The 21,790-nt window shown below is 64.8% G+C and carries 20 protein-coding genes; 14 read left to right on the top strand and 6 right to left on the bottom strand.

Going from position 1 to position 21,790, the window contains the following annotated elements; all coding sequences use genetic code 11:
* Positions 1-85: 85 nt before the first annotated feature.
* Positions 86-724, bottom strand: a complete 639-nt coding sequence (locus GC1_RS14925) for a PRC-barrel domain-containing protein (RefSeq protein ID WP_019298362.1) — start codon at positions 722-724, stop codon at positions 86-88.
* A gap of 229 nt (positions 725-953) precedes the next feature.
* Here GC1_RS14925 and GC1_RS14920 point away from each other — a divergent pair, with 229 nt between their 5' ends.
* Entirely contained in the window at positions 954-2,597 is a 1,644-nt protein-coding gene (locus tag GC1_RS14920; RefSeq protein WP_019298363.1) for a SulP family inorganic anion transporter, read from the top strand.
* 251 nt (positions 2,598-2,848) lie between these two features.
* Here the strand turns inward: GC1_RS14920 and GC1_RS14915 are convergent, their stop codons facing one another.
* Both GC1_RS14915 and GC1_RS14910 read right to left on the bottom strand, forming a co-directional pair.
* Positions 2,849-3,490, bottom strand: coding sequence for a CatB-related O-acetyltransferase (locus tag GC1_RS14915; RefSeq protein ID WP_019298364.1), 642 nt, complete (start codon positions 3,488-3,490; stop codon positions 2,849-2,851).
* Between the two features lie 8 nt (positions 3,491-3,498).
* Complete coding sequence (locus GC1_RS14910; protein WP_019298365.1) at positions 3,499-4,104, bottom strand: flavin reductase family protein; 606 nt, start codon at positions 4,102-4,104, stop codon at positions 3,499-3,501.
* Positions 4,105-4,183: 79 nt separating this feature from the next.
* Between GC1_RS14910 and GC1_RS14905 the strand changes: the two genes are divergently transcribed.
* The 4 genes from GC1_RS14905 (at position 4,184) to GC1_RS14890 (ending at position 6,775) form a co-directional block, all read left to right on the top strand.
* Positions 4,184-4,690 (top strand): GNAT family N-acetyltransferase, encoded by a 507-nt coding sequence (locus GC1_RS14905; RefSeq protein ID WP_019298366.1) that lies wholly within the window; start codon positions 4,184-4,186, stop codon positions 4,688-4,690.
* A gap of 47 nt (positions 4,691-4,737) precedes the next feature.
* The gene (locus GC1_RS14900; RefSeq protein WP_019298367.1) at positions 4,738-5,511 is read left to right on the top strand and encodes an EcsC family protein; all 774 of its coding nucleotides are present in this window, start codon (positions 4,738-4,740) and stop codon (positions 5,509-5,511) included.
* Between the two features lie 78 nt (positions 5,512-5,589).
* Positions 5,590-6,105, top strand: a complete 516-nt coding sequence (locus GC1_RS14895) for a DUF1178 family protein (RefSeq protein ID WP_019298368.1) — start codon at positions 5,590-5,592, stop codon at positions 6,103-6,105.
* Between the two features lie 28 nt (positions 6,106-6,133).
* Positions 6,134-6,775 (top strand): SDR family oxidoreductase, encoded by a 642-nt coding sequence (locus GC1_RS14890; protein WP_019298369.1) that lies wholly within the window; start codon positions 6,134-6,136, stop codon positions 6,773-6,775.
* Between the two features lie 271 nt (positions 6,776-7,046).
* Here GC1_RS14890 and GC1_RS14885 read toward each other — a convergent pair whose 3' ends face one another.
* Positions 7,047-8,819 (bottom strand): trypsin-like peptidase domain-containing protein, encoded by a 1,773-nt coding sequence (locus tag GC1_RS14885; protein ID WP_019298370.1) that lies wholly within the window; start codon positions 8,817-8,819, stop codon positions 7,047-7,049.
* 256 nt (positions 8,820-9,075) lie between these two features.
* Here GC1_RS14885 and GC1_RS14880 point away from each other — a divergent pair, with 256 nt between their 5' ends.
* From GC1_RS14880 to glmM, 9 genes are all read left to right on the top strand, one after another.
* Entirely contained in the window at positions 9,076-10,005 is a 930-nt protein-coding gene (locus tag GC1_RS14880; RefSeq protein WP_019298371.1) for a glycine--tRNA ligase subunit alpha, read from the top strand.
* Positions 10,002-10,541, top strand: coding sequence for a hypothetical protein (locus GC1_RS14875; protein WP_019298372.1), 540 nt, complete (start codon positions 10,002-10,004; stop codon positions 10,539-10,541). Before GC1_RS14880 ends, GC1_RS14875 begins: the two co-directional genes overlap by 4 nt.
* The gene (locus tag GC1_RS14870; protein WP_019298373.1) at positions 10,534-11,070 is read left to right on the top strand and encodes a DUF6446 family protein; all 537 of its coding nucleotides are present in this window, start codon (positions 10,534-10,536) and stop codon (positions 11,068-11,070) included. The genes GC1_RS14875 and GC1_RS14870 overlap by 8 nt, the downstream gene beginning before the upstream one ends.
* Positions 11,071-11,143: 73 nt before the next feature.
* Positions 11,144-13,351 (top strand): glycine--tRNA ligase subunit beta, encoded by a 2,208-nt coding sequence (gene glyS / locus GC1_RS14865; protein WP_019298374.1) that lies wholly within the window; start codon positions 11,144-11,146, stop codon positions 13,349-13,351.
* 178 nt (positions 13,352-13,529) lie between these two features.
* Positions 13,530-16,106, top strand: a complete 2,577-nt coding sequence (locus GC1_RS14860) for a putative PEP-binding protein (RefSeq protein ID WP_019298375.1) — start codon at positions 13,530-13,532, stop codon at positions 16,104-16,106.
* A gap of 172 nt (positions 16,107-16,278) precedes the next feature.
* Complete coding sequence (locus GC1_RS14855) at positions 16,279-16,935, top strand: cell wall hydrolase (protein WP_029205058.1); 657 nt, start codon at positions 16,279-16,281, stop codon at positions 16,933-16,935.
* 129 nt (positions 16,936-17,064) lie between these two features.
* Positions 17,065-17,985, top strand: coding sequence for a dihydroneopterin aldolase (locus GC1_RS14850; protein ID WP_019298377.1), 921 nt, complete (start codon positions 17,065-17,067; stop codon positions 17,983-17,985).
* Positions 17,982-18,977 carry a dihydropteroate synthase gene (folP, locus tag GC1_RS14845; RefSeq protein WP_019298378.1) on the top strand — a complete coding sequence of 332 codons (996 nt, stop codon included), beginning with the start codon at positions 17,982-17,984 and terminating at the stop codon, positions 18,975-18,977. The genes GC1_RS14850 and folP overlap by 4 nt, the downstream gene beginning before the upstream one ends.
* Positions 18,978-19,000: 23 nt before the next feature.
* On the top strand, positions 19,001-20,347 hold the full coding sequence (glmM, locus tag GC1_RS14840) for a phosphoglucosamine mutase (RefSeq protein ID WP_019298379.1): 1,347 nt from the start codon (positions 19,001-19,003) through the stop codon (positions 20,345-20,347).
* 12 nt (positions 20,348-20,359) lie between these two features.
* On the opposite strand, the gene GC1_RS14835 is transcribed toward glmM, so the two are convergent.
* The gene (locus GC1_RS14835; RefSeq protein WP_019298380.1) at positions 20,360-21,271 is read right to left on the bottom strand and encodes a DMT family transporter; all 912 of its coding nucleotides are present in this window, start codon (positions 21,269-21,271) and stop codon (positions 20,360-20,362) included.
* Entirely contained in the window at positions 21,268-21,711 is a 444-nt protein-coding gene (locus GC1_RS14830; protein WP_019298381.1) for a hypothetical protein, read from the bottom strand. Before GC1_RS14830 ends, GC1_RS14835 begins: the two co-directional genes overlap by 4 nt.
* Positions 21,712-21,790: the final 79 nt, after the last annotated feature.

The following is a 21,790-nucleotide window of genomic DNA, read 5'->3' as shown; positions in this document are numbered from 1 at the left end:
AACCCGCTACGCAAGCCGCCCGGAAACGCGAAGACCCCGCCGGGGGGCGGGGTCTCGGTGGTCTGCAGGGGCAGCGCGGTTGGGGTCAGCCCTCGTAGTCGGGCATTGCCTTCAGTTCGTCCTCGGTCATCGGGATGTAGACGCGCAGGTCGGAGCCGTCGTCGGCGCGCAGGATGTCGATCTTGGAGAGCTCCAGCTCAACCGGCTTTTCGCCAAGGCCCAGGAAACCGCCGACGTCGATGACTGCGGATTTGACCTTGCCTTCGTCGGTCAGCAGCAGTTCGGAGACCTCGCCGATCCATTCGTCGTTGGCGTCATAGGCGGCGGCGCCGGTCAGTTTCTCGGCGGTCAGGTCGGTTTCCTCCGCGGTCATGTAGCCGTCGCGCTCAACCGGGGCGCGGGGCTGCATGGCGGCGGTGGTTCCGGTGCCGGACATGGTTTCGGTTTCAGCCGTTTCTGCTTCGGCTGCGGCTTCCGCCTCTGTGGCTTCTTCCGTCACTTCTTCTGCCGCAGCTTCAGCTGCCGCTTCTGCCTCAGCCGCTGCTTCGCTGGTTTCTTCGGCAATTGTCTCGCCGGCCTGTTCAGCTGCGTTTGCGGCATCGGACGCCAGTTCAGCGCCCTGTTCGGCGGTTGCCTCGGCGGCTTCCCCGACGGTGGTATCGGAGGCAAAGGCGGGCAGGGCGGTCACGGCGGCAAGCGCCGTGGAAAGTAGCAGCTTTTTCATAGCGTTCACTCCTCGGTGTGTTGGTTGCTTGTGCGTGAGTACTCATCGGAGAAACGCCCTGCGCGGGGTTCGGTTCCCGCGGGATTTGAGAAAAAGCCGCTGCTGGGCGGCGAGGCAGAGGCCGATGGGGCCGCAATGGTGCGCAAACGCCCCGCGCCCTTGCCCCGTTGGCGGTTTTCCGCTAGGGGCGGGCAGCGAACACTCCTCCTCCCGAGCACAGGTACCTGACATGAGACGCGCAGCCGTGGCTTTGCTGGCCAAGCAGATTTCCCCGCCCAATCTTTCGATCATGCAGGACGAGGGCTTTACCGTGGGCCGCGTGCGCACCGAGCTGTTGTCGGGCCTGACCGTGGCGCTGGCGCTGGTGCCGGAAGCCGTCGCCTTTGCCTTTGTCGCGGGGGTGCATCCGCTGGTCGGGCTTTACGCGGCTTTCATGGTGGGGCTGATCACGGCTGTGTTCGGCGGGCGTCCGGGCATGATCTCAGGCGCGACCGGCGCGCTGGCGGTGGTGATGGTGGCGCTGGTGGCGCAGCACGGGGTGGAGTACCTGTTTGCCACCGTGGTGCTGATGGGGATTTTGCAGATCATTGCGGGTGTCATGCACTGGGGCAAGTTCATCCGCCTGGTGCCGCATCCGGTGATGCTGGGCTTTGTGAACGGCCTTGCCATTGTGATCTTCCTGGCGCAGCTGACGCAGTTCAAGGTGCCGGGCACCGGTGGCGCGGAATGGCTGAGCGGGATGCAGCTCTATATGATGCTGGGGCTGGTTGGCCTCACCATGCTGATCATCTGGGGGATGCCGAAGATCACATCCGTGATCCCGGCGCCGCTGGCGGGGATCGGCGTTGTGGCGGTTCTGGTCATTGCGCTGAACATCGACGTGCCGACGGTTGGCGATATGGCCTCGATCAAGGGCGGATTCCCGGCGTTCCACAACCCGTTCGGCACCGGTGAGGGGCTTTATGGCACTGCGCTGGCGCCGTTCACGCTGGAGACGCTGTGGATCATCCTGCCCTATGCGGTGATCCTAGCTGCCATCGGCCTGATTGAGAGCCTGCTGACGCTGAACCTGGTGGGGGAGATCACCGGCAAGCGCGGCGGCGCGTCGCAGGAATGCATCGCGCAGGGCGCGTCCAATGTGGTGACCGGCTTCTTTGGCGGCATGGGCGGCTGTGCGATGATCGGCCAGTCGATGATCAACGTGAAATCCGGCGGGCGGACGCGGATTGCGGGCATTGCCGCGGCGCTGTTCCTGCTGCTGTTCATCGTCGTCGCCTCGCCGCTGATTGAGCAGATCCCGCTGGCCGCACTTGTGGGTGTGATGTTCATGGTTGTGATCGGAACCTTTGCCTGGAACAGCCTGAAGATCATGACCAAGGTGCCGCTGATGGATGCCTTTGTGATTGTGCTGGTGACGGTTGTCACAGTGATGTCGGACCTGGCGGTTGCGGTGGTTGTGGGCGTCATCGTCTCGGCTCTGGCCTATGCCTGGAACAACGCGCGCCGTATCCACGCCTATACCCGCGAGTCCGCGACCGACAAGGGCGCCAAGGTCTATGAAATCGAGGGGCCGCTGTTCTTCGGCTCCACTGACGGGTTCATCGAGCTGTTTGATGTGGCAGGTGATCCGGAGCGCGTGATCGTGGACTTTGCCCGCAGCCGGGTGGTGGACCAGTCGGCGCTGCAGGCGATCGAGGCGGTGGCCGGCAAGTATGAGGCGGAAGGCAAGACGCTGGTGCTGCGGCACCTGAGCCGGGACTGCCATCAGCTGCTGTCAAAGGCGGGCCACCTGATGGTCGATAGCGACGACGACCCGGAGTATGAGGTTGCGGTGGATTACTCGGTCAAGACCGGGATCCTGGGCGGCCACTGAGCGGCCTGACGGCAAAATGAGAAAACCCGCGGATTGGCTGATCCGCGGGTTTTTCTGTTTTCCGGTGCGCGCGGAACAAGGCCGCAGGCCGCCGCGCATCACCGGCGCGCGCCCACGCGGCGGTGATTTGGTGAGGCTGGGCGCAACAGAGAGAGGGTCTACGGACTTGGCAGAGATAAATTGCCAGTCACGACCGTCGGGATCACCCCCGCGCGCGCCGGTGATGCGCGGCTTGTCGCGGGGGCAGGGCGTCAGTCGGGGGCGATGCTTTCCAGCATGTCGAGGTCGCCGGACAGCAGCGCCGGTTCGGCGCGGGTGATGAGGTCGGCGGGCCAGTCCCACCATTTCAGCGCCAGCAGGCGGGCGATCTGGGGTTTGGAGAAGCGGTAGCTTTGCACCGCGCCCGGGTTGCCGGTGACGATGGCATAGGGCGGCACCGTGCCGCGCACCACCGCGCCGGCGCCGATGATGGCGCCGTCGCCGATGCGGGCGCCGGGCAGGATCAGCGCGCCGTAGCCGATCCAGACGTCATTGCCCACCGTGGTGTCGCGGGTGTCGGGCTGGAAGCCTGCCATCTGCTCCGGGTCAAAAACCGGGAAGGGATAGCAGCTGAGGCCCTCCTGGGCGTGATTGGCCGAGGCGGTGATGAAGCGGACCCCGTGGGCGATCTGGCAGAAGCGGCCGATGACCAGCCGCTCGCGCGATCCGGGGAACAGGTAGGGGGCCAGGTGCTGCGCCCAGTCCTGCGGCGGATCGAAATCGGAGGCGTAGGAATAGTCGCCTGCCTTGATGTTCGGATGATCGAGGACCTGCGAAAGCATCACGGTGCCCGCGTGGGGCGTGCCGTCTGGCAGGGTGATCGGGTTGCGCTTACGGGGATCGGGAAGCGGCATCGCGGGCCTCACTCGCCGGGGCGGGACAGGGAAAACAGGTCGCGCACCACAGAATAATCGCGGTAGCCGAGGCGGGCCAGCGGCTGGAACGCGGTGACATCGAAGGCACCATCGCGCAGGCAGTCGTCGCGCAGGTGCACACCGGTCACCTCGCCGAAGACCACCTTGTTGGCTTCGCCCGGCAGGGTGACGATCTGGGTCAGTTTGCACTCCAGCGCCGCGGGGGCGGCGGCGACGCGGGAACAGATGATGGTTTCGCATTCCGCGGCTTCAAGGCCAGCATGGGCAAACTCATCGGTGCCCTTGGGCAGGGCGGCGGAGCTGGCGTTCATCGCATCGCGCAGCGCGTAGGAGACCACGTTGACACAGAAGACGCCGGTGGCCTCGATATTGGCGACCGAATCCTTGGTACCGTCCTGGTCCGGCTTGGCGCTGGTGGAGGCAAACATCACCTGCGGCGGGGTATAGGCGACGGCGTTGAAGAAGGAATAGGGCGCCAGGTTGTTCACCCCGTCCGGTGAGCGGCTGGAAATCCAGCCGATCGGGCGCGGCGTGACAATGGCGTTGAACGGATTGTGGGGGAGGCCGTGGCCGTCCTCGGGCCGGTAGAACATTTCTGTTTCCTGCTCTGGTCATAGATGTTTGCCCAAGGCTTACGCGCATGCTAGGCCAAACGCCAGCCTGCAGGGAAGAATGCGGAGGCAGGGCAGCGTGATCGAATTGAGGGCAGAGCAGCCGGAGGACCGGTGGGAGGTCGAGGCGCTGTATGACCTGTGCTTTGCGCCCGGGCGCGAGGCGCTGTCGTCCTACCGTCTGCGCGATGGGGTGCCGCCGGTTGAGGGCCTGAGCGAGGTGGCACGCGACAGCGACGGCATTCTGGCCGCGGCAATCCGGTACTGGCCGGTTCTGATTGGCGGTGCCTCTGCGCTGCTGCTGGGCCCGGTGGCAGTGCACCCGACGCGGCAAGGCGAGGGGCTGGGCGGGTCTTTGATTCGCGACAGCCTGGCCAAGGCAGAGGAAACCGGCTGGGCCAGGGTGATGCTGGTAGGGGACGCGCCCTATTACCAGCGCTTTGGTTTTACCAAGCTCACGGGGGTGGAAATGCCGCCCCCGACCAACCCGGAGCGGGTTCTGGGGCTGGCGCTGCAGGCGGGTGCCTGGGACGGCGTGCAGGGGCAGGTGAGCCGCTGGCAGGCTTGAAATTATGCCTTTCGCTGCCGATCTTTAGGGAGGCAGAGGAGGCGCATGTGGAAGACATCGTGACAAACGCGCGGGCCTATACCCCGCAGGAGATCGACGCCGAGCTGGATGCGCTGGCGGCGCGCTACCGGGCGGCTGGCGGGGCCGGCGTTGACTTGCTGAACCGGCTGGGCGGCAGCGGTGAGAGCCTGCTGGAGCGGCTGCCGGAACCGGTGCGGGCAGGGCTGACCGGTGCCACGGAGACCGCGTTGCGGGTGGCGATGAAGGGCGCCAGCCAGTCGCGCCGCCTGGTGCCGGATCAGAAACCCGGCGTTGACCGGATGGTGAGCGCGGCCATGGGGGCCGCGGGCGGCGCTGCCGGGCTGCCGGGCGCCCTGGTGGAACTGCCGGCCACCACCGCCTTTCTGCTGCGCACCATCCAGAGCGCGGCGGCGGAAGAAGGGTTTGATCCCGATGCTGAAAGCGTGACCTTTGACTGCATCCAGGTGTTTGCCGCGGCTGGGCCTCTGGCGGAGGATGACGGGGCCGACCTGGGGTTTGTCTCTGTCCGGCTGGGGCTGCCCGGGGCCTTGCACAAGCTGATTGCGCAGGTGGCGCCCAAGCTTGGTGCGGTGCTGGGGCAAAAACTGGCGGCACAGGCGGTGCCGGTTGCCGGCGCAGTTGCGGGGGCGGCGGTGAACTATGTGTTTTCCGGCTATTACCGGGAGATGGCGCATGTGCACTTTGGCCTGAGAAGGCTGGCAGTGGAGGCGGATGTGGCGCCGGAGGAGCTGACAGCACGGCTGCGGCAGCGGCTGCAGAACCAGAATGGCGCGCGGTAGCTGCGCGGCGGACACAGAGACCTCTTGCGCTTGCCGGAAAGGCAGATTTAATCAGCCTTTCCTGCTAAGAGAGAAAGCATGATTCAATACAGCCTCAAATGTGCGGACGGGCATGCGTTCGACAGCTGGTTTCAGTCGGCGGCGGCTTTTGACAAGCTGGCGGCAGCCGGGATGGTGTCCTGTGCGGTCTGCGGCGGCACCAAGGTGACAAAGGCCATCATGGCGCCGCGGGTGCGCACGGGCCGCAAGGCCGTGTCCGGTGTCGGCGAGCCGGAACCACAGGCCGCGCCGAAAGCTGCGCCAGTCCCTGCGCCTGCGCCCCCCGCACCTGTGCCCTCTGCGTCAGGGCCGGGCATGCTGAGCCGCCCCTCTGGCGAGGTGGAAAAGGCGCTGGCCGAGCTGCGCAAGAAGGTTGAGGAAAACTCCGATTATGTGGGGGACAGCTTCGTGCGGGAGGCCCGTGCGATGCATCTGGGCGAGGCGCCGGAGCGGGCGATCCACGGTGAGGCCAAGCTGGAAGACGCGCGGGAGCTGATCGAGGAAGGGGTGCCGGTGATGCCGCTGCCCTTCCGTCCCGGACGCAAATCAAATTGAGGGCCAGAAAACTGAAGGACAGGGCAGAATGCATGCAGTTGTAACGGGAACCAGCCGTGGGATCGGCAAGGAGCTGGTAAAGCAGCTGCGGGAGGCGGGTCATGAGGTGACGGGCACCTCGCGGGACCATTCCTCGGGCGTCAAGCTGGATGTCTCCGACCCGGGCCAGCAGGCGCGTTTTGCGGCCCAGATCAAGGGCCGCCCGGTGGACTTGCTGGTCTGCAATGCCGGCGTCTATATCGACAAGGCAATGGGGCTAGAGGATTATTCCGCCGAGGTCTGGACCAAAACGATGGCCGCCAATGTGACCGGCGTGTTCCTGACCGTGCAGGCGATGCTGCCGAACCTGCGGCTGGCGGAAAGCCCCAAGATCGCCATTCTGTCGTCGCAGATGGCAAGCCACACCAGAGCGCCGGGCGGCAGCTATGCCTACCGCGCATCAAAGGCGGCGGCGCTGAATATCGGGCGCAACCTGGCAACCGACCTGAAGCCGGAAGGGATTGCCGTCGGCATCTATCATCCCGGTTGGGTGCAGACCGATATGGGCGGTTATGACGGCGATATCACGGTGCAGGAGTCGGTTACTGGGCTGATCAACGAATTCGACGTTCTGACCCTGGACACCACCGGCTGCTTTCACACCTGGGACGGCCGTATCCACCCCTACTGATCAGAGGCTTCAGGCAGCGGAGCGCTCCCGCGCCCGCAGGTGCCTGGCTGCGCCAGACGCCTTGGCGGCCTTGGGCCGGGCGCCGCGCGGATGCGCGGCGCGGCACCGTGCGCAGGCACGGTGCCATGCCCAACGGGCTGAGGGCCTGAAAAGGCCCGGTGCCGGGCGGGAGCGCGCCACCGCATGGGAGACTGCGGGCACTGCAAAGAAGAAAGCCGGCGCGAAATCCGCGCCGGCTGTTTTGTGTCATCAGTTTGCTTGCAGGCGCAGGTTACTCCCAGCAGCTGACCAGAACGGTCATGCCGGAGGCCAGACGGGTGATCGCCGCGTTCGGCAGGCTGCCCGCGGAGGCCGGCTGTGCAGCCGGGGTTACACCTGCAGCGTCCAGGGCGCCGCGGATCACATCGGCGTTCACGGCAAAGCTGACGCCTTCGGGCAGCTGCTGGCCGCCGGTCTGCTGCGGCAGCAGCATCCCCAGCACCGCGCCGGTTGCATCCATCACCGGGCCGCCGGCATCGCCGGGCTGTGCTGCCAGCTCCAGCCGGGCAACATTGGTGTTGCCGTCCAGGCTTTTCACATCAGCGATCTTGCCCCAGGTGAGGCTGGGAGCGCCAAGCACGCCCTCGTAGGAGAAGCCGGAGACCGCAACCTCGGACTGCAGGCGGGGCGAGGCGGTGCTGAGGCCGGCGACCGCCGCAGGCGCCAGCGCCTCCGCCGGTTTCAGGATAGCGATACCGTCGGCGGCGTTGCTGGCCGCGACTTCCGCCTGGTAGCCGTGATCGAGGGTGATCCGGGTGCAGCCGGCCACCACGTCGGACGTGGTCAGGACGCTGCCGCGGTCATCCACGAAGAAACCGGTGCGCGACAGTTTCGGCTTGCGGACTTCGAGACCGGAGACCAGGTCGATATCCTGCACGGCTTCACCGCCTGCAGCCGGATCCAGCACGCCGTCGAGGCGGGTGAAGCTGGCTTGCATCGCGGCCAGAACACGGGCGCGGCGCTCTTCGTCACCGGCGGGCCAGACGAGGGTGAAGCCCTTGATCTCGCCGTTGTTCAGGCTGGCCTGGGTGAAGGAGACGATCTGATTGTTGCGGCCTTCGATCGTGAAGCTGCTGGCGCTGCGTTCGCGCGGGCCGTCCAGCGGCACGATTTCCAGCGTCTGCAGGATGTCGTAGAGGCCGAACAGGGTGCGCTTGTCGCCGGGCTGGCTGATCAGCAGCAGCTGGGCACCCAGGCCGCCTTTGCTGGAGTAGTGGGCAAAGGGCGATTCATAGCGGTCAAAGGCAACTTCCCCCGCCGGGATCTGCAGCGCGATGCCGGCCTTGGCGTCCTCGGCCCGGGCCATGCCGACCGAGATCAACGGCGCGTTGTATTCATCCATCAGAACCTGGCGCTGGGCCGTGGTCAGCACGCCGGTCGGCTCAAAGCCGCGGGCCGCCTGCCAGTCGCTCATCGAGGCGCGGGTGCCGCGGCCGAAGGCGCCGTCGATGCCGGAATTGTAGAAGCCTGCCGCCTTCAGGGCGACCTGCAGCTCCATCCGCTGTTCACGGCTGAGCGCGCTTTCGCTGCGGCGTGCCTGTGCAGGGGTCTCATCCGGCAGGGTGGTCTGCAGAGCGGTTTGCGGCTGCGGTTCGGGCTCCTGCACTGCAGGTTCAGCCGGTGCGGGCGCCGGAGCCGGCTCTGCGGGCTGGGTGGCATCCGCGGCAACCGGGTAGAACTGGCTGCGCAGGTTGCGCTGGAACGCGATGAAGCTGTCGCGCGGGATCTGGCCCTCGGCGCGGTAGACCTGCAGCACGCGTTCCGCGTCCTCGCGGGCGTAGGGGCCCAGCACCACGCCGTACCAGCCGCCGCCAAGCGCATAGCCGGAGACATCGGGCAGGCGGGCGGCATAGCTGCGGGCCTCGTTTTCGGCCTCGCGCAGGGAGGGGCGGGCGGCAATCTGGATCCAGACACCGTCGCGGCTGCTTTGCGCCGAAACCGGCGCCGTGAACGCAATGGCCAGCGCAATCAGCGGCAGGGCCAGAGCGGCAAACAGTTTTTTCATGGTCAGGGCCTCGTATCCCGGAAGTACTCTTATTCTTTGAGGCGGAGATAAAGCATTTTGCGGCGGCAAAGGGAACTCCTCATGACAGGGGGAATTCCCCGCCCGTTGCCGCATTCCCGCACTTTTGTTGCCGATGCGCTGCGGGCATCGGGGCAGAGCCGGGGCCTGACGCGCCGCAGGGCGTTGACCCTGCCAAGAGCCTTGCATAGGAAGAACACCGCAATTGCTGCCCCAGATGCCCCCAAAGGGATAAGAGATGACCCAGACCAACGGCGCGCCGCGCTCCTTCCAAGAGATTATCCTGAGGCTCCAGAACTACTGGGCCGCCAAAGGCTGCGCGGTGATGCAGCCCTATGACATGGAAGTCGGCGCCGGCACCTTCCACCCGGCGACCACGCTGCGCTCGCTGGGGTCCAAGGCCTGGGCCGCGGCTTATGTGCAGCCCTCGCGCCGCCCGACCGACGGGCGCTATGGCGAAAACCCGAACCGTCTGCAGCATTACTACCAGTACCAGGTGCTGATCAAACCCAGCCCGCCGAACCTGCAGGAGCTGTATCTGGGCAGCCTTGAGGCGATCGGCGTTGATATGGCGATGCATGACATCCGCTTTGTCGAGGACGACTGGGAGTCGCCAACGCTCGGCGCCTGGGGCCTGGGCTGGGAAGTCTGGTGCGACGGCATGGAAGTCAGCCAGTTCACCTATTTCCAGCAGGTCGGCGGCCATGACTGCCACCCGGTGTCGGGTGAGCTGACCTATGGGCTGGAGCGTCTGGCGATGTATGTGCTGGGCGTCGATCACGTGATGGATATGCCCTTCAACGACCCGGACGCACTGATCCCGCTGAGCTATGGCGATGTGTTCAAGCAGACCGAGGAAGAATACGCCCGCTGGAACTTTGACGTGGCCAATACCGAGGTGCTGCTGCGCCATTTCGAGGAGGCCGAGGCCGAATGCGCGGCAATTCTGGCGCAGGAGCATATGGACCCGAAGACCGGCAAGCGCATTGTCATGGCGCATCCCGCGTACGACCAGTGCATCAAGGCCTCCCACATCTTCAACCTGCTGGATGCGCGCGGGGTGATCTCCGTCACTGAACGCCAGGCCTATATCGGCCGCGTCCGGGCGCTCGCCAAGCAATGCGCCGATGCATTCGTGCTGACCGAGGCTGGAGGGCATGCGGCTTGACCAAGCTGTTTATGCAGTTTCACAGCTTCGAGAAACGCCTCGAAAGCAGTGTGAACTGGTCGACAGGAAATTGGAGACCGCTTGTGACCAGACTCAATGGGTTTGGCAGCTTTGTCTATGACAAGGGGCAGGACATTTGGGACTGTCATCAGGAACCCATGACGGCGGATGGGTTTGTTTCCTTGGAAGTTTTTTTCTGTGATGAGGAAAACCTGAAGCAGAACTCACCGCGCTCTCACCCGAAAGGTAAGCACTTCTGGCTGACGCCGCTTGGCGAAGATGGGTTCGAGTTTACCGTCAATTTGTGCACCTCTCATGTGCCATGGTTCTTGGAAATGCTTAAAGACTGCGAAGCGGAGGGCAAGTTGCTGACGTCCGCCGCAGTCACGGAAGACGAGACGGCCGAGTTGCAAAGATCCGGGCGCACCGTGTCTGAGGGGCGACTTTTGTTGCGTCCGTATCAGAAACGAATTCTGACCGGCGTGGAAACCGGCGCACTGAATGAAGGTTCAATTGGAGGAGGTGCCGATGGGTAAGTTTCTGGCCCTGATCCTGATCGTCTCCGGCCTCGCCGCCGGGGGGGCGATGTATTACCTGCAGGTCTATGGCTTCTATGATGAGGTCGCGCTGCAGCCGGGCCGCGATGTGATGCTGGTGCCGCTGGACGGCGGCGAGGCCCAGCCGATTGCCTATGCGGATTTCGAGGCGATTGATGCTGACAGCTCCCCCATCCGCTACCGCGCTTGCTTCAGCACCAAGATGACGCCGGGCGCGCTGGCGCAGGTCTTTACCCTGTCGGACAAGACTGAGCCGCGCAATGCGCCGGACTGGTTCGAATGCTTTGATGCCGCCGCCATCGGCGCCAAGCTGGCGGATGGCTCTGCCAAATCCTTCCTGTCGGTCAAGAACATCTCCTATGGCGTCGACCGCATTGTCGCCGTCACAGACGAGGGCCGCGGCTATGTCTGGCATGAGCTGAATGACTGCGGCCAGAAAGCCTATGACGGCACTGTGGTGGGCGAGGAATGCCCAGCCCGGCCTGAGGCCGGCGGAGGCAACGGATAGTGCCCCGCATCTTGCCCGCCTTTTCTGAATTTTCCGCTGCGCCCGCCCGCGCGGCCACGCCCGAGGATATCTGATGCCCGATCTGCTGATTGAACTGTTTTCCGAGGAAATCCCGGCGCGCATGCAGGCGCGTGCCGCCGAGGACCTGAAAAAGCGCGTGACCGATGGTCTGGTCGAGGCGGGTCTCACCTATGCCGGGGCCGCCGCACTGTCGACGCCGCGCCGCCTGACGCTGGCGGTGGATGGCCTGCTGGCGGAAAGCCCCACCATCCGGGAAGAGCGCAAGGGGCCGAAAAAGGGCGCGCCGGACAAGGCCATCGAAGGCTTCCTGCGCGGTGCGGGCCTCACCCGCGAGCAGCTGGAAGAGCGCGAGACCCCCAAGGGCGCGGTCTATTTCGCGATGATCGAAAAGCCGGGCCGTCCGGCAGCCGAAATCATTGCCGAAGTGCTGGAAGACACCATCCGCAACTTCCCCTGGCCGAAATCCATGCGCTGGGGCGCAGGATCCTTGCGCTGGGTGCGCCCCTTGCATTCGATCCTGTGCATTCTGTCGGATGAGGCAGGCGCCAGCGTGGTCGATCTGGACATCGACGGTATCAAGTCCGGCAACACCACCCGCGGCCACCGCTTCATGGCGCCGGAGGAGATCACCGTCACCGGCTTTGACGACTACGCCGCCAAGCTGAAGCGCGCGCATGTGGTGCTGGACGCCCGCGAGCGGGCGGAGGCGATTTGGCAGGAGGCGACCAATCAGGCCTTTGCCAACGGGCTGGAAGTGGTCGAGGACAAGGGCCTCTTGGCTGAGGTCGCCGGGCTGGTCGAATGGCCGGTGGTGCTGATGGGCGCGATTGACGAAGAATTCCTGGCGCTGCCGCCGGAGGTGCTGCAGACCTCGATGAAGGAGCACCAGAAGTTCTTCTCGGTGAAGAACCCCAAGACGGGGCGGATCGAGAAATTCATCACCGTCGCCAACCGCGAGACCGCGGACAATGGCGCCACCATCCTGGCAGGCAATCAAAAGGTCCTGTCGGCGCGTCTGGCGGATGCCAAGTTCTTCTGGGAGAACGATTTGCGCACGGCGAAGTCCGAGGCGGGCATGGGTTCCTGGGTGGAGAACCTCGGCAATGTGACCTTCCACAACAAGCTGGGCACCCAGGCGGCGCGGATCGACCGGATTGCCGCGCTGGCGCGGGAGATCGCACCGGTGGTGGGCGCCGATGCCGATCTGGCAGAGCAGGCGGCGCGGGTCGCGAAGGCGGACCTCAGCTCGGAAATGGTCTATGAGTTCCCGGAACTGCAGGGCCTGATGGGCCGCTACTACGCCGAGGCTGCGGGCCTGCCTTCAGCCGTGGCAAACGCCTGCGAGCAGCATTACTCGCCGCTGGGGCCGGGGGATGATGTGCCGTCGGAGCCTGTCTCGGTTGCCGTGGCGCTGGCCGACAAGCTGGACACGCTGACCGGCTTCTGGGCGATTGAGGAAACGCCCACCGGCTCGAAAGACCCCTTCGCCCTGCGCCGCGCCGCGCTGGGGGTGATCCGGCTGGTGCTGGAGAATGATGTTCGTGTGGCTGTTTTGGATCAGTTCTCTTCTCAGCTAGCTAGGGCTGATACTGCAATTTCGCAAACCATCGCGGCCGAACAAGAAAGGCTGGGTGAGGACTATAGACAGAAAACTGGGGCTGCAACAATTCAGGGTGGTCCCGCTACAATCACCGTTTCAAAAGATGTAGGCGGTCGGCACATTGACGAACGGGCAATAGACCTCCTCTCCTTCTTCCACGACCGCCTCAAGGTGTTCCTGCGCGATCAGGGCATCCGCCACGACGTGATCGACGCGTGTATCGCGATGGATGGCAATGACGACCTGACGCTGCTGGTGAAACGTGCGCGGGCGCTGGAGGATTTCCTGAAGACCGAGGACGGCACCAACCTCCTGCAGGGCTTCAAACGCGCCAACAACATCCTCAGCCAGGCGGAAGAAAAGGACGGCGTGGAATACTCCTATGGCGCCGACCGCAAGTTTGCCGAGGACGACACCGAAAAGGCGCTGTTTGATGCGCTGGAGGCGGGCGGGGCGGCGATCTCTCCGGCCATCGAGGCCGAAGATTTCGCGGCTGCCATGCGGGGCATGGCCGCCCTGCGCGCTCCGATCGATGCGTTCTTCGAGGCGGTACAGGTCAATGCGGACAGCGACATCGTCCGCCGCAACCGCCTGAACCTCCTCAGCCAGATCCGCCAGGTCTGCGGCCAGGTTGCGGACCTCACCAAGGTTGAGGGCTAAGCGCCGGACCGGCTGCTTCTTTCTGGTCAAAAATACCCGCCCCGCAGGGACCGGCCTTTCCGCAAGGGAAGGCCGGTTTTTCGTATCTGCGCCTGCCTGATCCGTCACCGGCCCGTTACAAGACTCTTGCGCCGTCGCGTCTTGGCCTTATGGTGACTTTCAAAGGAGACGTGCTGCAGTGCAGAAAGATTTCGAACAGATCCCGCCGGCCTCGCTGATCACTTCGACAGCGCCTATTGCCACCGCCACCCATGGCGGCCGGGCGAAATGCCTGCAGCGGCTGGTGCGGCTGGACCTGCCGGTGCCGCGCACAGTGGCGCTGTCGTTTGACGCAGTGCATTCCATTGCCGAAGGGCAGATGCCGGATCTGAACGCGGTGCTGGCTGAATTTGATCCGGAGGCATTGCTGTGCGTGCGCCCGTCCTCGGAGGACCCTGATTGGGGCGGGCCGGGGGCAATCCTGAATATCGGCATGAACGATGCGCGTTACGTCGACCTCTGCGATAGCCTGGGGCGGGAGGCGGCGGCGGCGCTCTATCTGCGGTTCGTGCAGTCCTATGCGGTGCATGTGGCACGGCTGGACCCGGATGTGTTCGACGATGTCGAGGACGGCGGCCCGGATGCGCTGACCGAGATCTTGCACGCCTATGAGGCGGAAACCGACGAGCAGTTCCCGCAGGACCCGGGTGAGCAGCTGGCGGCGGTGCTGCGCTCGATGGCGCGGGCGTGGGAGGGCACCTCAGCCCGGCTGCTGCGCCAGGCCAAGGGCGCGCCTGCCGATGCGGGCCTCGGGCTGGTGGTGCAGGAAATGATCCCTGGCGTGGGCCAAGGGGAATGCGGATCGGGCGTATTGCAGCTGGTGAATTCCACCACCGGCATGCCGCAGCTTACGGGGCGCTACCTGAGCCAGAGCCAGGGGCGCGATGCGCTGGGAGCCGGGGCCGGGGCGCTGTATCTGGCGAAAGATGCGCGCGGGTTGTCGCTGGAGGAACTGGCGCCGGAGGCCTTTGCCGACCTGAAAGCCCATGCAGCCTTGATGCGGGTGAAACTGCGCGAGGAGATGCAGCTGGAATTTGTGGTCGAAAACGGCCGGGTGCATATCCTGGACGGGGTTCGGGTGACGCGCAGCGCCCAGGCGGCGGTGCGGATTGCGGTCGCGCTGGCCGAGGATGGCGTGATCCCCAAGGAGGAAGCGCTGATCCGGGTCGATGCGCATATCCTGAATGAACTGCTGCACCGTCAGGTGGCACCGGATGCTGAACGCGACGTGATCGGGCGCGGCATTGCGGCCAGCCCGGGCGCGGCCACAGGCAAGCTGGTGTTCACTGCCGCCGGGGCGCAGGCCAGTGCCGCGCGCGGCGAGCCGTGCATTCTGGTGCGCCGGGAAACCTCGCCCGAGGATGTGCGCGGTATGCATGCCGCCGCTGCGGTTCTGACCGAAAAGGGCGGCATGACCAGCCATGCGGCGGTGATCGGCCGCGGTCTGGGGCTGCCGTGCATCGTCGGCGCCTCGAACATGAAGTTCCACAGCAAGCGCAAGATGCTGGAGGCGGCAGACGGGCGGATCTTCAAGCCGGGCGACACGATCACCATCGACGGCAGCAGCGGGCAGGTTCTGGCAGGCCAGCCGCGTATGCTGGAAGCGGCTGAGGATGGCGCGCTGCTGACCTTGCTGGCCTGGGCGGACGAGGCCCGTGATATCGGTATCCGTGCCAATGCGGATACACCGGAAGATGCTGAAATGGCGCGGAAATTCAATGCTCAGGGCATTGGGCTGTGCCGCACGGAGCATATGTTCTTTGAACCCGGCCGGCTGACGGTGATGCGGGAGATGATCTTTGCCGAGACGCCCTCGGGCCGGGAAGCGGTGCTGGAGCGGCTGCTGCCGATGCAGCGCGACGACTTCCGCGAGCTGTTCCGGATCATGGAGGGGATGCCGGTCTGCATCAGGCTGTTCGACCCGCCGCTGCATGAGTTCCTGCCCGCGACCAAGACCGGCCAGCGTGAGCTGTCGGAGGCCTTGGGCATTCCGGTCAGCGATGTGACGCGCCGGGTGGAGGAGATGGACGAATACAACCCGATGCTGGGCCTGCGCGGTGTGCGGCTGGGTGTTACGGTGCCGGAAATCTATGACATGCAGGCGCGGGCCATCTTCGAGGCCACGCTTGAAGCCTCTAAATGGGGTGAGCCGGTGGTGCCGGAGATCATGATCCCGCTGGTCTCGGCCAAGCGGGAGGTGGAGCTGGTGAAGGCCCGCATCGACGCGGTGGCCTCGGCGGTTAAATTGGAGCGGGGCGAGGATTTCACCTACCGGCTGGGCGTGATGGTGGAGACACCGCGCGCCGCCCTGCGGGCAGGGGAGATTTCGCCGCACACGGCTTTCCTCAGCTTTGGCACCAACGACCTCACGCAGATGACCTATGGGCTGTCGCGCGACGATGCCGGGCGGTTCATGTCGGAATATGTCAACCAGGGGGTGTTTCCGGAGGATCCGTTCCATGTTCTGGATACCGACGGGGTCGGCGAACTGCTGAAACTGGGGGTTCAGCGGGGCCGGGCAGAGAACGGCGAAATAACGCTTTCGATCTGCGGAGAGCATGGCGGCAACCCCGAATCGATTGCATTCTGCCGTGACGCGGGCTTTGATTACGTTTCGTGCTCGCCGTTCCGCGTGCCCGTTGCGCGGTTAGCCGCCGCTCAGCTGGCAATTGGCAGTAAAACCGGTCAGATCGCGCCAACTTACACAAAATATTAGGAAAATTCAGGTCATCCAGCCGCAGGAAACGGGGATGGCTCCGCACTTGCGTTAACCATGCTGTCGCACCCCGGGGCGGCAAGCTGGACGTTTGGGGCTGTTTCCATTAAGGGATGCGACCGCATGTGGCCGGGGAAACCGGTTGCAGGCTGTTAGGACGGGGGAACCCTGAATGAAATTGTTGACTATGATTGCCGTGATGGCTGCCACCATCACGATGGGTAAGAGTGTTGCTGCCGAAACCGGCCTGGATACGCTGATCGAGCGTGAGCAGGCCAGTCTCAACGCGGTGCCTGCGCGGAAGTTCAGCGGATTTTTCGGATTCCGCTCCAATCCGTTCAAGAACCGCAAGACCGGCACGCAGCAGGTGGAGTACTCCAAGGCCTGGCTGGATGACCAGCCGAAAGCGACCGGGGGCGAGCAATTCGCCTGCCTGGCTGAGGCCCTGTACTTCGAGGCGCGCGGCGAGACCGTGAAGGGCCAGTTTGCGGTGGCCGAGGTGATCCTGAACCGGGTCAGAAGCGAGCAGTTCCCGAACACCCCTTGCGGGGTGATCAACCAGGGAACTGGGCGCAAGTACCAGTGCCAGTTCACCTACACTTGCGACGGCCACAAGGAAGTGATCCGCGAGAAGAAAGCGTATCAGCGGGTAGCCAAGGTGGCGCGCGCGGCGCTGGACGGGCTGAAGTCGGAGCTGACGGAAGGTGCGACCTACTATCATACCACCGCGGTGCGCCCGCGCTGGAGCCGCACCTTCACAAACACCACGCGCATTGGTGTGCACCTGTTCTACCGCGACGATCGCTACCAGACCGCGATGAGCAACTGATGGCCTGAAGGCGGCATGCATGTGCCGCTTTCTGCTACTGGCATGGCGTATGCGGGACTGTTAAGAAGCCGCCGAAAGTCTATTGTTGGGTCCCACACCTGACACAGCCAGCCAAAGGCCCGTTCTGCCATGCCCTCTGAAATCCGCCTTGCCTTTGCGCATCCGTCCGAGCGTTCGATGGCCACTGCCGCGCCCGGCCTGCTGGACCGCATTTCGCTGCGCGATCATACTGTCGAGGTGGAGATCGGCGCGTTCCAGGCGGAGCGCGGCACAACCCAGCGGATCAGTTTCAATGTGGTGGTCGAAATCGCGCCGCTGCCCAAGGACCTGGATGACGATGTCGACCGGATCCTGTCCTATGACAAGCTGACCGAAGCCATCGCCCATGAGCTGGCGGCGGAACGGCTGAACCTGCTGGAGACGCTGGCAGAACGCGTGGCTGAACGGATCCTGCTGGAGCATCAGGCGGTGCGCGCCTTCGTGCGGATCGAGAAGCTGGACCGCGGCCCCGGCGCTCTGGGCGTCGAAGTGGTGCGCTCCAAGGACCAGATCACCCATTTGGCGGAAGAGCAGGACCGCCCGCATCCGCGGCTGATGTATCTGTCCAACGCGGCCATCGACAGTGAAAACCTGACCGGATGGATCGACCAGATGGAGTGCCGCCAGCGGCCGCTGATCCTGTGTGTCGGGACGCACCCGCTGGCGGTGCCCGAGACAGGGCACAAATGGACCCAGCGGCGGATCGACCTCTTGGCGATTGAACAGAATGCCTGGCGTCTGGCCGCCAAGGACGATCGCTGCGTCGTGGTGTCGACCCGGACCGAACTGGACTGGGCGATGAAGAACCGCCAGATCTGCGTCTGGGCGCCGTCCAAGATCGTGCTGGACGCGGTGGACGGCCCTTCGGCGCCGCCGTCGAACTCGGTTGCGCTGGCGGCCTGGTTTGCAGCGACCTTTGAAGCGGGTGAGATGATTGTGCTTGGCGGGGATTTGCCTGATAATCCCGGTGTCCCCCTGCGGGATGTCAGCGTGGAGCAAGCACAACTGTGACATATTACCGGCCGTTGGTTCAGCACGGCGAGGCGCGCCCCGAAGGCGCGGTCCCGCTGGCGGGCAGTGCCCTGTGGTTTACCGAGGTTGAGATCCTGAGCCGCGATGCGCCGCCGCGGATCGTGCCTGCCGGTCTGGTGCCGGAGGCCGAGCGCCGCCGCCTGAGCGCGCGGCGTGCCTCGATCGCCGGGCTGGACATGACCCAGCCGCAGATCATGGGCATTTTGAATGTGACGCCGGACAGCTTCTCGGATGGCGGCAAGCATGCCGGTATTGAGGCTGGAAAGGAAGCGGCGCTGCAGATGGTGGCTGGTGGCGCCACGATCATCGACGTGGGCGGCGAATCCACCCGGCCCGGGGCCGCTGAGGTTCCGGAAGCCGAAGAAATCGAGCGCACGGCGCCGGTGATCGCGGCCATTCGCGCGGAGTGCCCGGTGCCGGTTTCCATCGACACCCGTAAGGCCACGGTGGGCATGGAGGCGCTGGAGGCGGGGGCGAACCTGCTGAATGATGTCTCCGGCTTTACCTTTGATCCGGCGCTGGCGCCCCTGGCGGCGCAGGCCAGCGTGCCGGTCTGCATCATGCATGCGCAAGGCGACCCGGCGACGATGCAGGATGATCCGCAATACGGAAATGTGCTGCTGGATGTCTATGACTTCCTGAGCGACCAGATCGACCGGCTGGAGGCCATCGGCGTGGTCCGTGAGCAGATCGTGATCGACCCGGGCATCGGCTTTGGCAAGACGCAGGAGCATAATCTGACGCTGCTGCGCAATCTCAGCCTGTTTCACGGGCTTGGCTGCCCGGTGCTGCTGGGGGTTTCCCGCAAGAAATTCATCGGCACCATCGGCGATGCACCGCGCGCGGATGCCCGGGCGCCGGGTTCAATTGCGGTGGGGCTTGCGGCCCTGGCGCAAGGCGTGCAATTCCTGCGGGTGCATGACGTGGCTGAGACGGTTCAGGCTCTGCGGCTTTGGCAGGCGGTCCGGTAAGGCCTTTTAGGCAGGAAAGCATAATGCGGAAACTCTTTGGAACCGATGGCGTGCGCGGCACCGCCAACACCCATCCCATGACCGCCGAGATGGCGCTGCGCATCGGTGCGGCAGTCGGGCGGTATTTCCGGCGCGACGGCACCGGGGTGCACCGTGTGGTGATCGGCAAGGACACCCGGCTGTCCGGCTACATGTTTGAGAACGCGCTGACCGCGGGGCTGACCTCGACCGGTATGAACGTGCTGCTGCTGGGGCCGGTGCCAACGCCGGCGGTCGGGCTGATGACGCGCTCGATGCGGGCGGACCTTGGTGTGATGATTTCTGCCAGCCATAACCCGTCCGAGGACAATGGCATCAAGTTCTTCGGCCCCGACGGCTTCAAACTGTCGGACAGTGTGGAGATGGAGATCGAGGCGCTGGTTGAAGCCGGGGTTGAGCCGGCCCAGGCCGCAAACATCGGCCGCGCCAAGCGGATCGACGATGCCCGCTTCCGCTATGGTGAGCGGGTCAAAAGCTCGCTTCCGCGAAACCTGGGTCTGAATGGCCTGAAGGTTGTGATCGACTGCGCCAATGGCGCGGCGCACCGGACCGCGCCTGAGGTCCTGTGGGAGCTGGGGGCGGAAGTGATCCCGGTTGGGGTGTCGCCGGATGGTTTGAATATCAACCGCGGCTGCGGTTCGACGCATCCGCAGACCGCGGCAGAGGCGGTGGTGGCGCATGGCGCCCATGTAGGCATTTGCCTGGACGGCGATGCAGACCGGGTGATCCTGATCGACGAGACCGGCACTGTCGCTGATGGCGACCAGCTGATGGCGCTGCTGGCGACCCGCTGGGCTGAGCAGGGGCAGCTGGACGGCGGCGCACTGGTTGCGACGGTGATGTCGAACCTTGGTCTCGAGCGGCATCTGAAAGCCAATGGCCTGGGCTTGGAGCGCACGGCTGTTGGTGACCGGTACGTGGTGGAGCGGATGCGCGAAGGCGGCTTTAACCTGGGCGGGGAGCAATCCGGCCATATCGTAATGAGCGATTACGCCACCACCGGCGACGGGCTGATGGCGGGGCTGCATTTCCTGGCGGAGATGGTGCAGACGGGGCAGAAGGCGTCCCAGTTGGCGCATCAGTTTGAAACCGTGCCGCAGCGGCTGCGCAACGTGCGCTTCCAGGCAGGCCAGGTGCCGCTGGAGGAAGCCCGGGTGCAGGAGGCGATTGCCGCGGCAGAGAAGATGCTGGACGGCCAGGGCCGTCTGCTGATCCGCAAGTCCGGCACCGAGCCGCTGGTGCGGGTGATGGCTGAAAGCGAAGACGCTGAGCTGATGACGCTGGCAGTCGACAGCGTGGTTGCCGCGGTTGAGGCCGCCGTCGCCGATTAAGGCGGCGGGCGCTCAGCCCCGTTTTCCGAACAGGCGGCTGAGCCTGCCGAACTGGCTGAGGCCGAGGCCGCCGAGGATCATCACCATTGCCAGCAGCATCGAGGGCGGCAGCTCCTCGCCCAGGAAAACCGCGCCCAGCACCACGGCCCAGACCGGCACCTGATAGTTGGTGAGGGTCATGAAGGTGGGGCCTGCCTCGCGCACCACGATGACCCGCAGCAGGTTGGCGGCGGCTGTTGGGATCAGGCCGAGCACGGCGGCAATCAGCAAGGTCCGGGTGTCTGGCATTACCGGCGGACCTTCGGCAACCCATGCGGCTGGAAAGATGATGAAACAGCCGATCACCAGGAATATGGCGGCCAGCCCGACAGGGTCGGCAGGCGGCAGGCGGCGGGTCAGGATTGAGCTGACCGAGTAGCAGGCCGCCGCTGACAGGCAGGCGGCGCGGCCATAGGCCTCCAGTTCGGCGCCGCTGGTTTCAAATGCCTTGCCACCGATCAGCAGAGCAACCCCGGCAAAGCCGATGCAGAAGCCGATGAGGCGGCGCAGGGTCATCTGCTCGCCGGGCACAAAGATATGCGCCAAGGGCAGCACCAGCAGCGGGATTGCCGCCATGCTGACGCCGGTGAAGCCGGAGGAGACATGCTGTTGCCCCCAGTTGATCAGCATGAAAGGCAGGGCGGTGCTGAGGATGCCGATCAGGATCAGCGAGGGCCAGTTGGTCTCAGCCTTGAACAGCTTGAACCCGCGCCAGCCCCAGACCGCGCACAGCAGGAGCGCGGCAAATCCGATCCGGCTGGCCGCCAGCCAGAACGGGGTGATGCCGTCCAGCGCCAGCTTGATCAGCAGAAAGGTTCCGCCCCAGACAAAGCCCAGGGTGGCAATCATCAGCCAGTAGCGCGGGGCGATGCTGCTTGTGCTCATGATCGGCTCTTGGCCCATTCGTCAAATGCGGTCCGAAAGAGTTCGTGGGCGCGTGGCGGGATTGCCAGGTCCTTCATCTTTCGCTCAAGTATCTCGAGCTGTCGCTGAGGTGGGCGAAAATTGGACGAGTTGGCTCCGGTTAGTAAGGGGATGGCCTCGAAGAACAGGACTATTGCTTTTGCATCTTTGCCAAGATCGGCCTGCGCTATGCCTTGATTGATCAAATTGGTGGCGCGCTGGTGGTCGGTTAATAGGAAGCCTGTGAAACGCAGGCTGTTTTCGCATTTGCGCAGCCGTTCCTCTGCAGGGTGGCTGAATTTGCGGCATCCGGAGGCGTAGAGGCTGAATGAGAAGAAGTAGATCCAAACACCCAGAAAGGCCCAGATCACAATTGCCATCAGCCATTGCTTGGGAGTGTCGCGAGGTGCGATATCGGGCATGGGGTCCTCTTGCCGTTCACCGCGCGACAAGACCCCGCCGGGCGGGCGGGGTCAATGGCAATTGCTTTGTTACCGATCG

The organism is Leisingera sp. ANG1, from assembly GCF_000203975.2.
Classification (GTDB): Bacteria; Pseudomonadota; Alphaproteobacteria; order Rhodobacterales; family Rhodobacteraceae; genus Leisingera.
The sequence above is the reverse complement of the archived record's forward strand: the minus strand, read 5'-3'. Positions and strand labels throughout refer to the sequence as shown.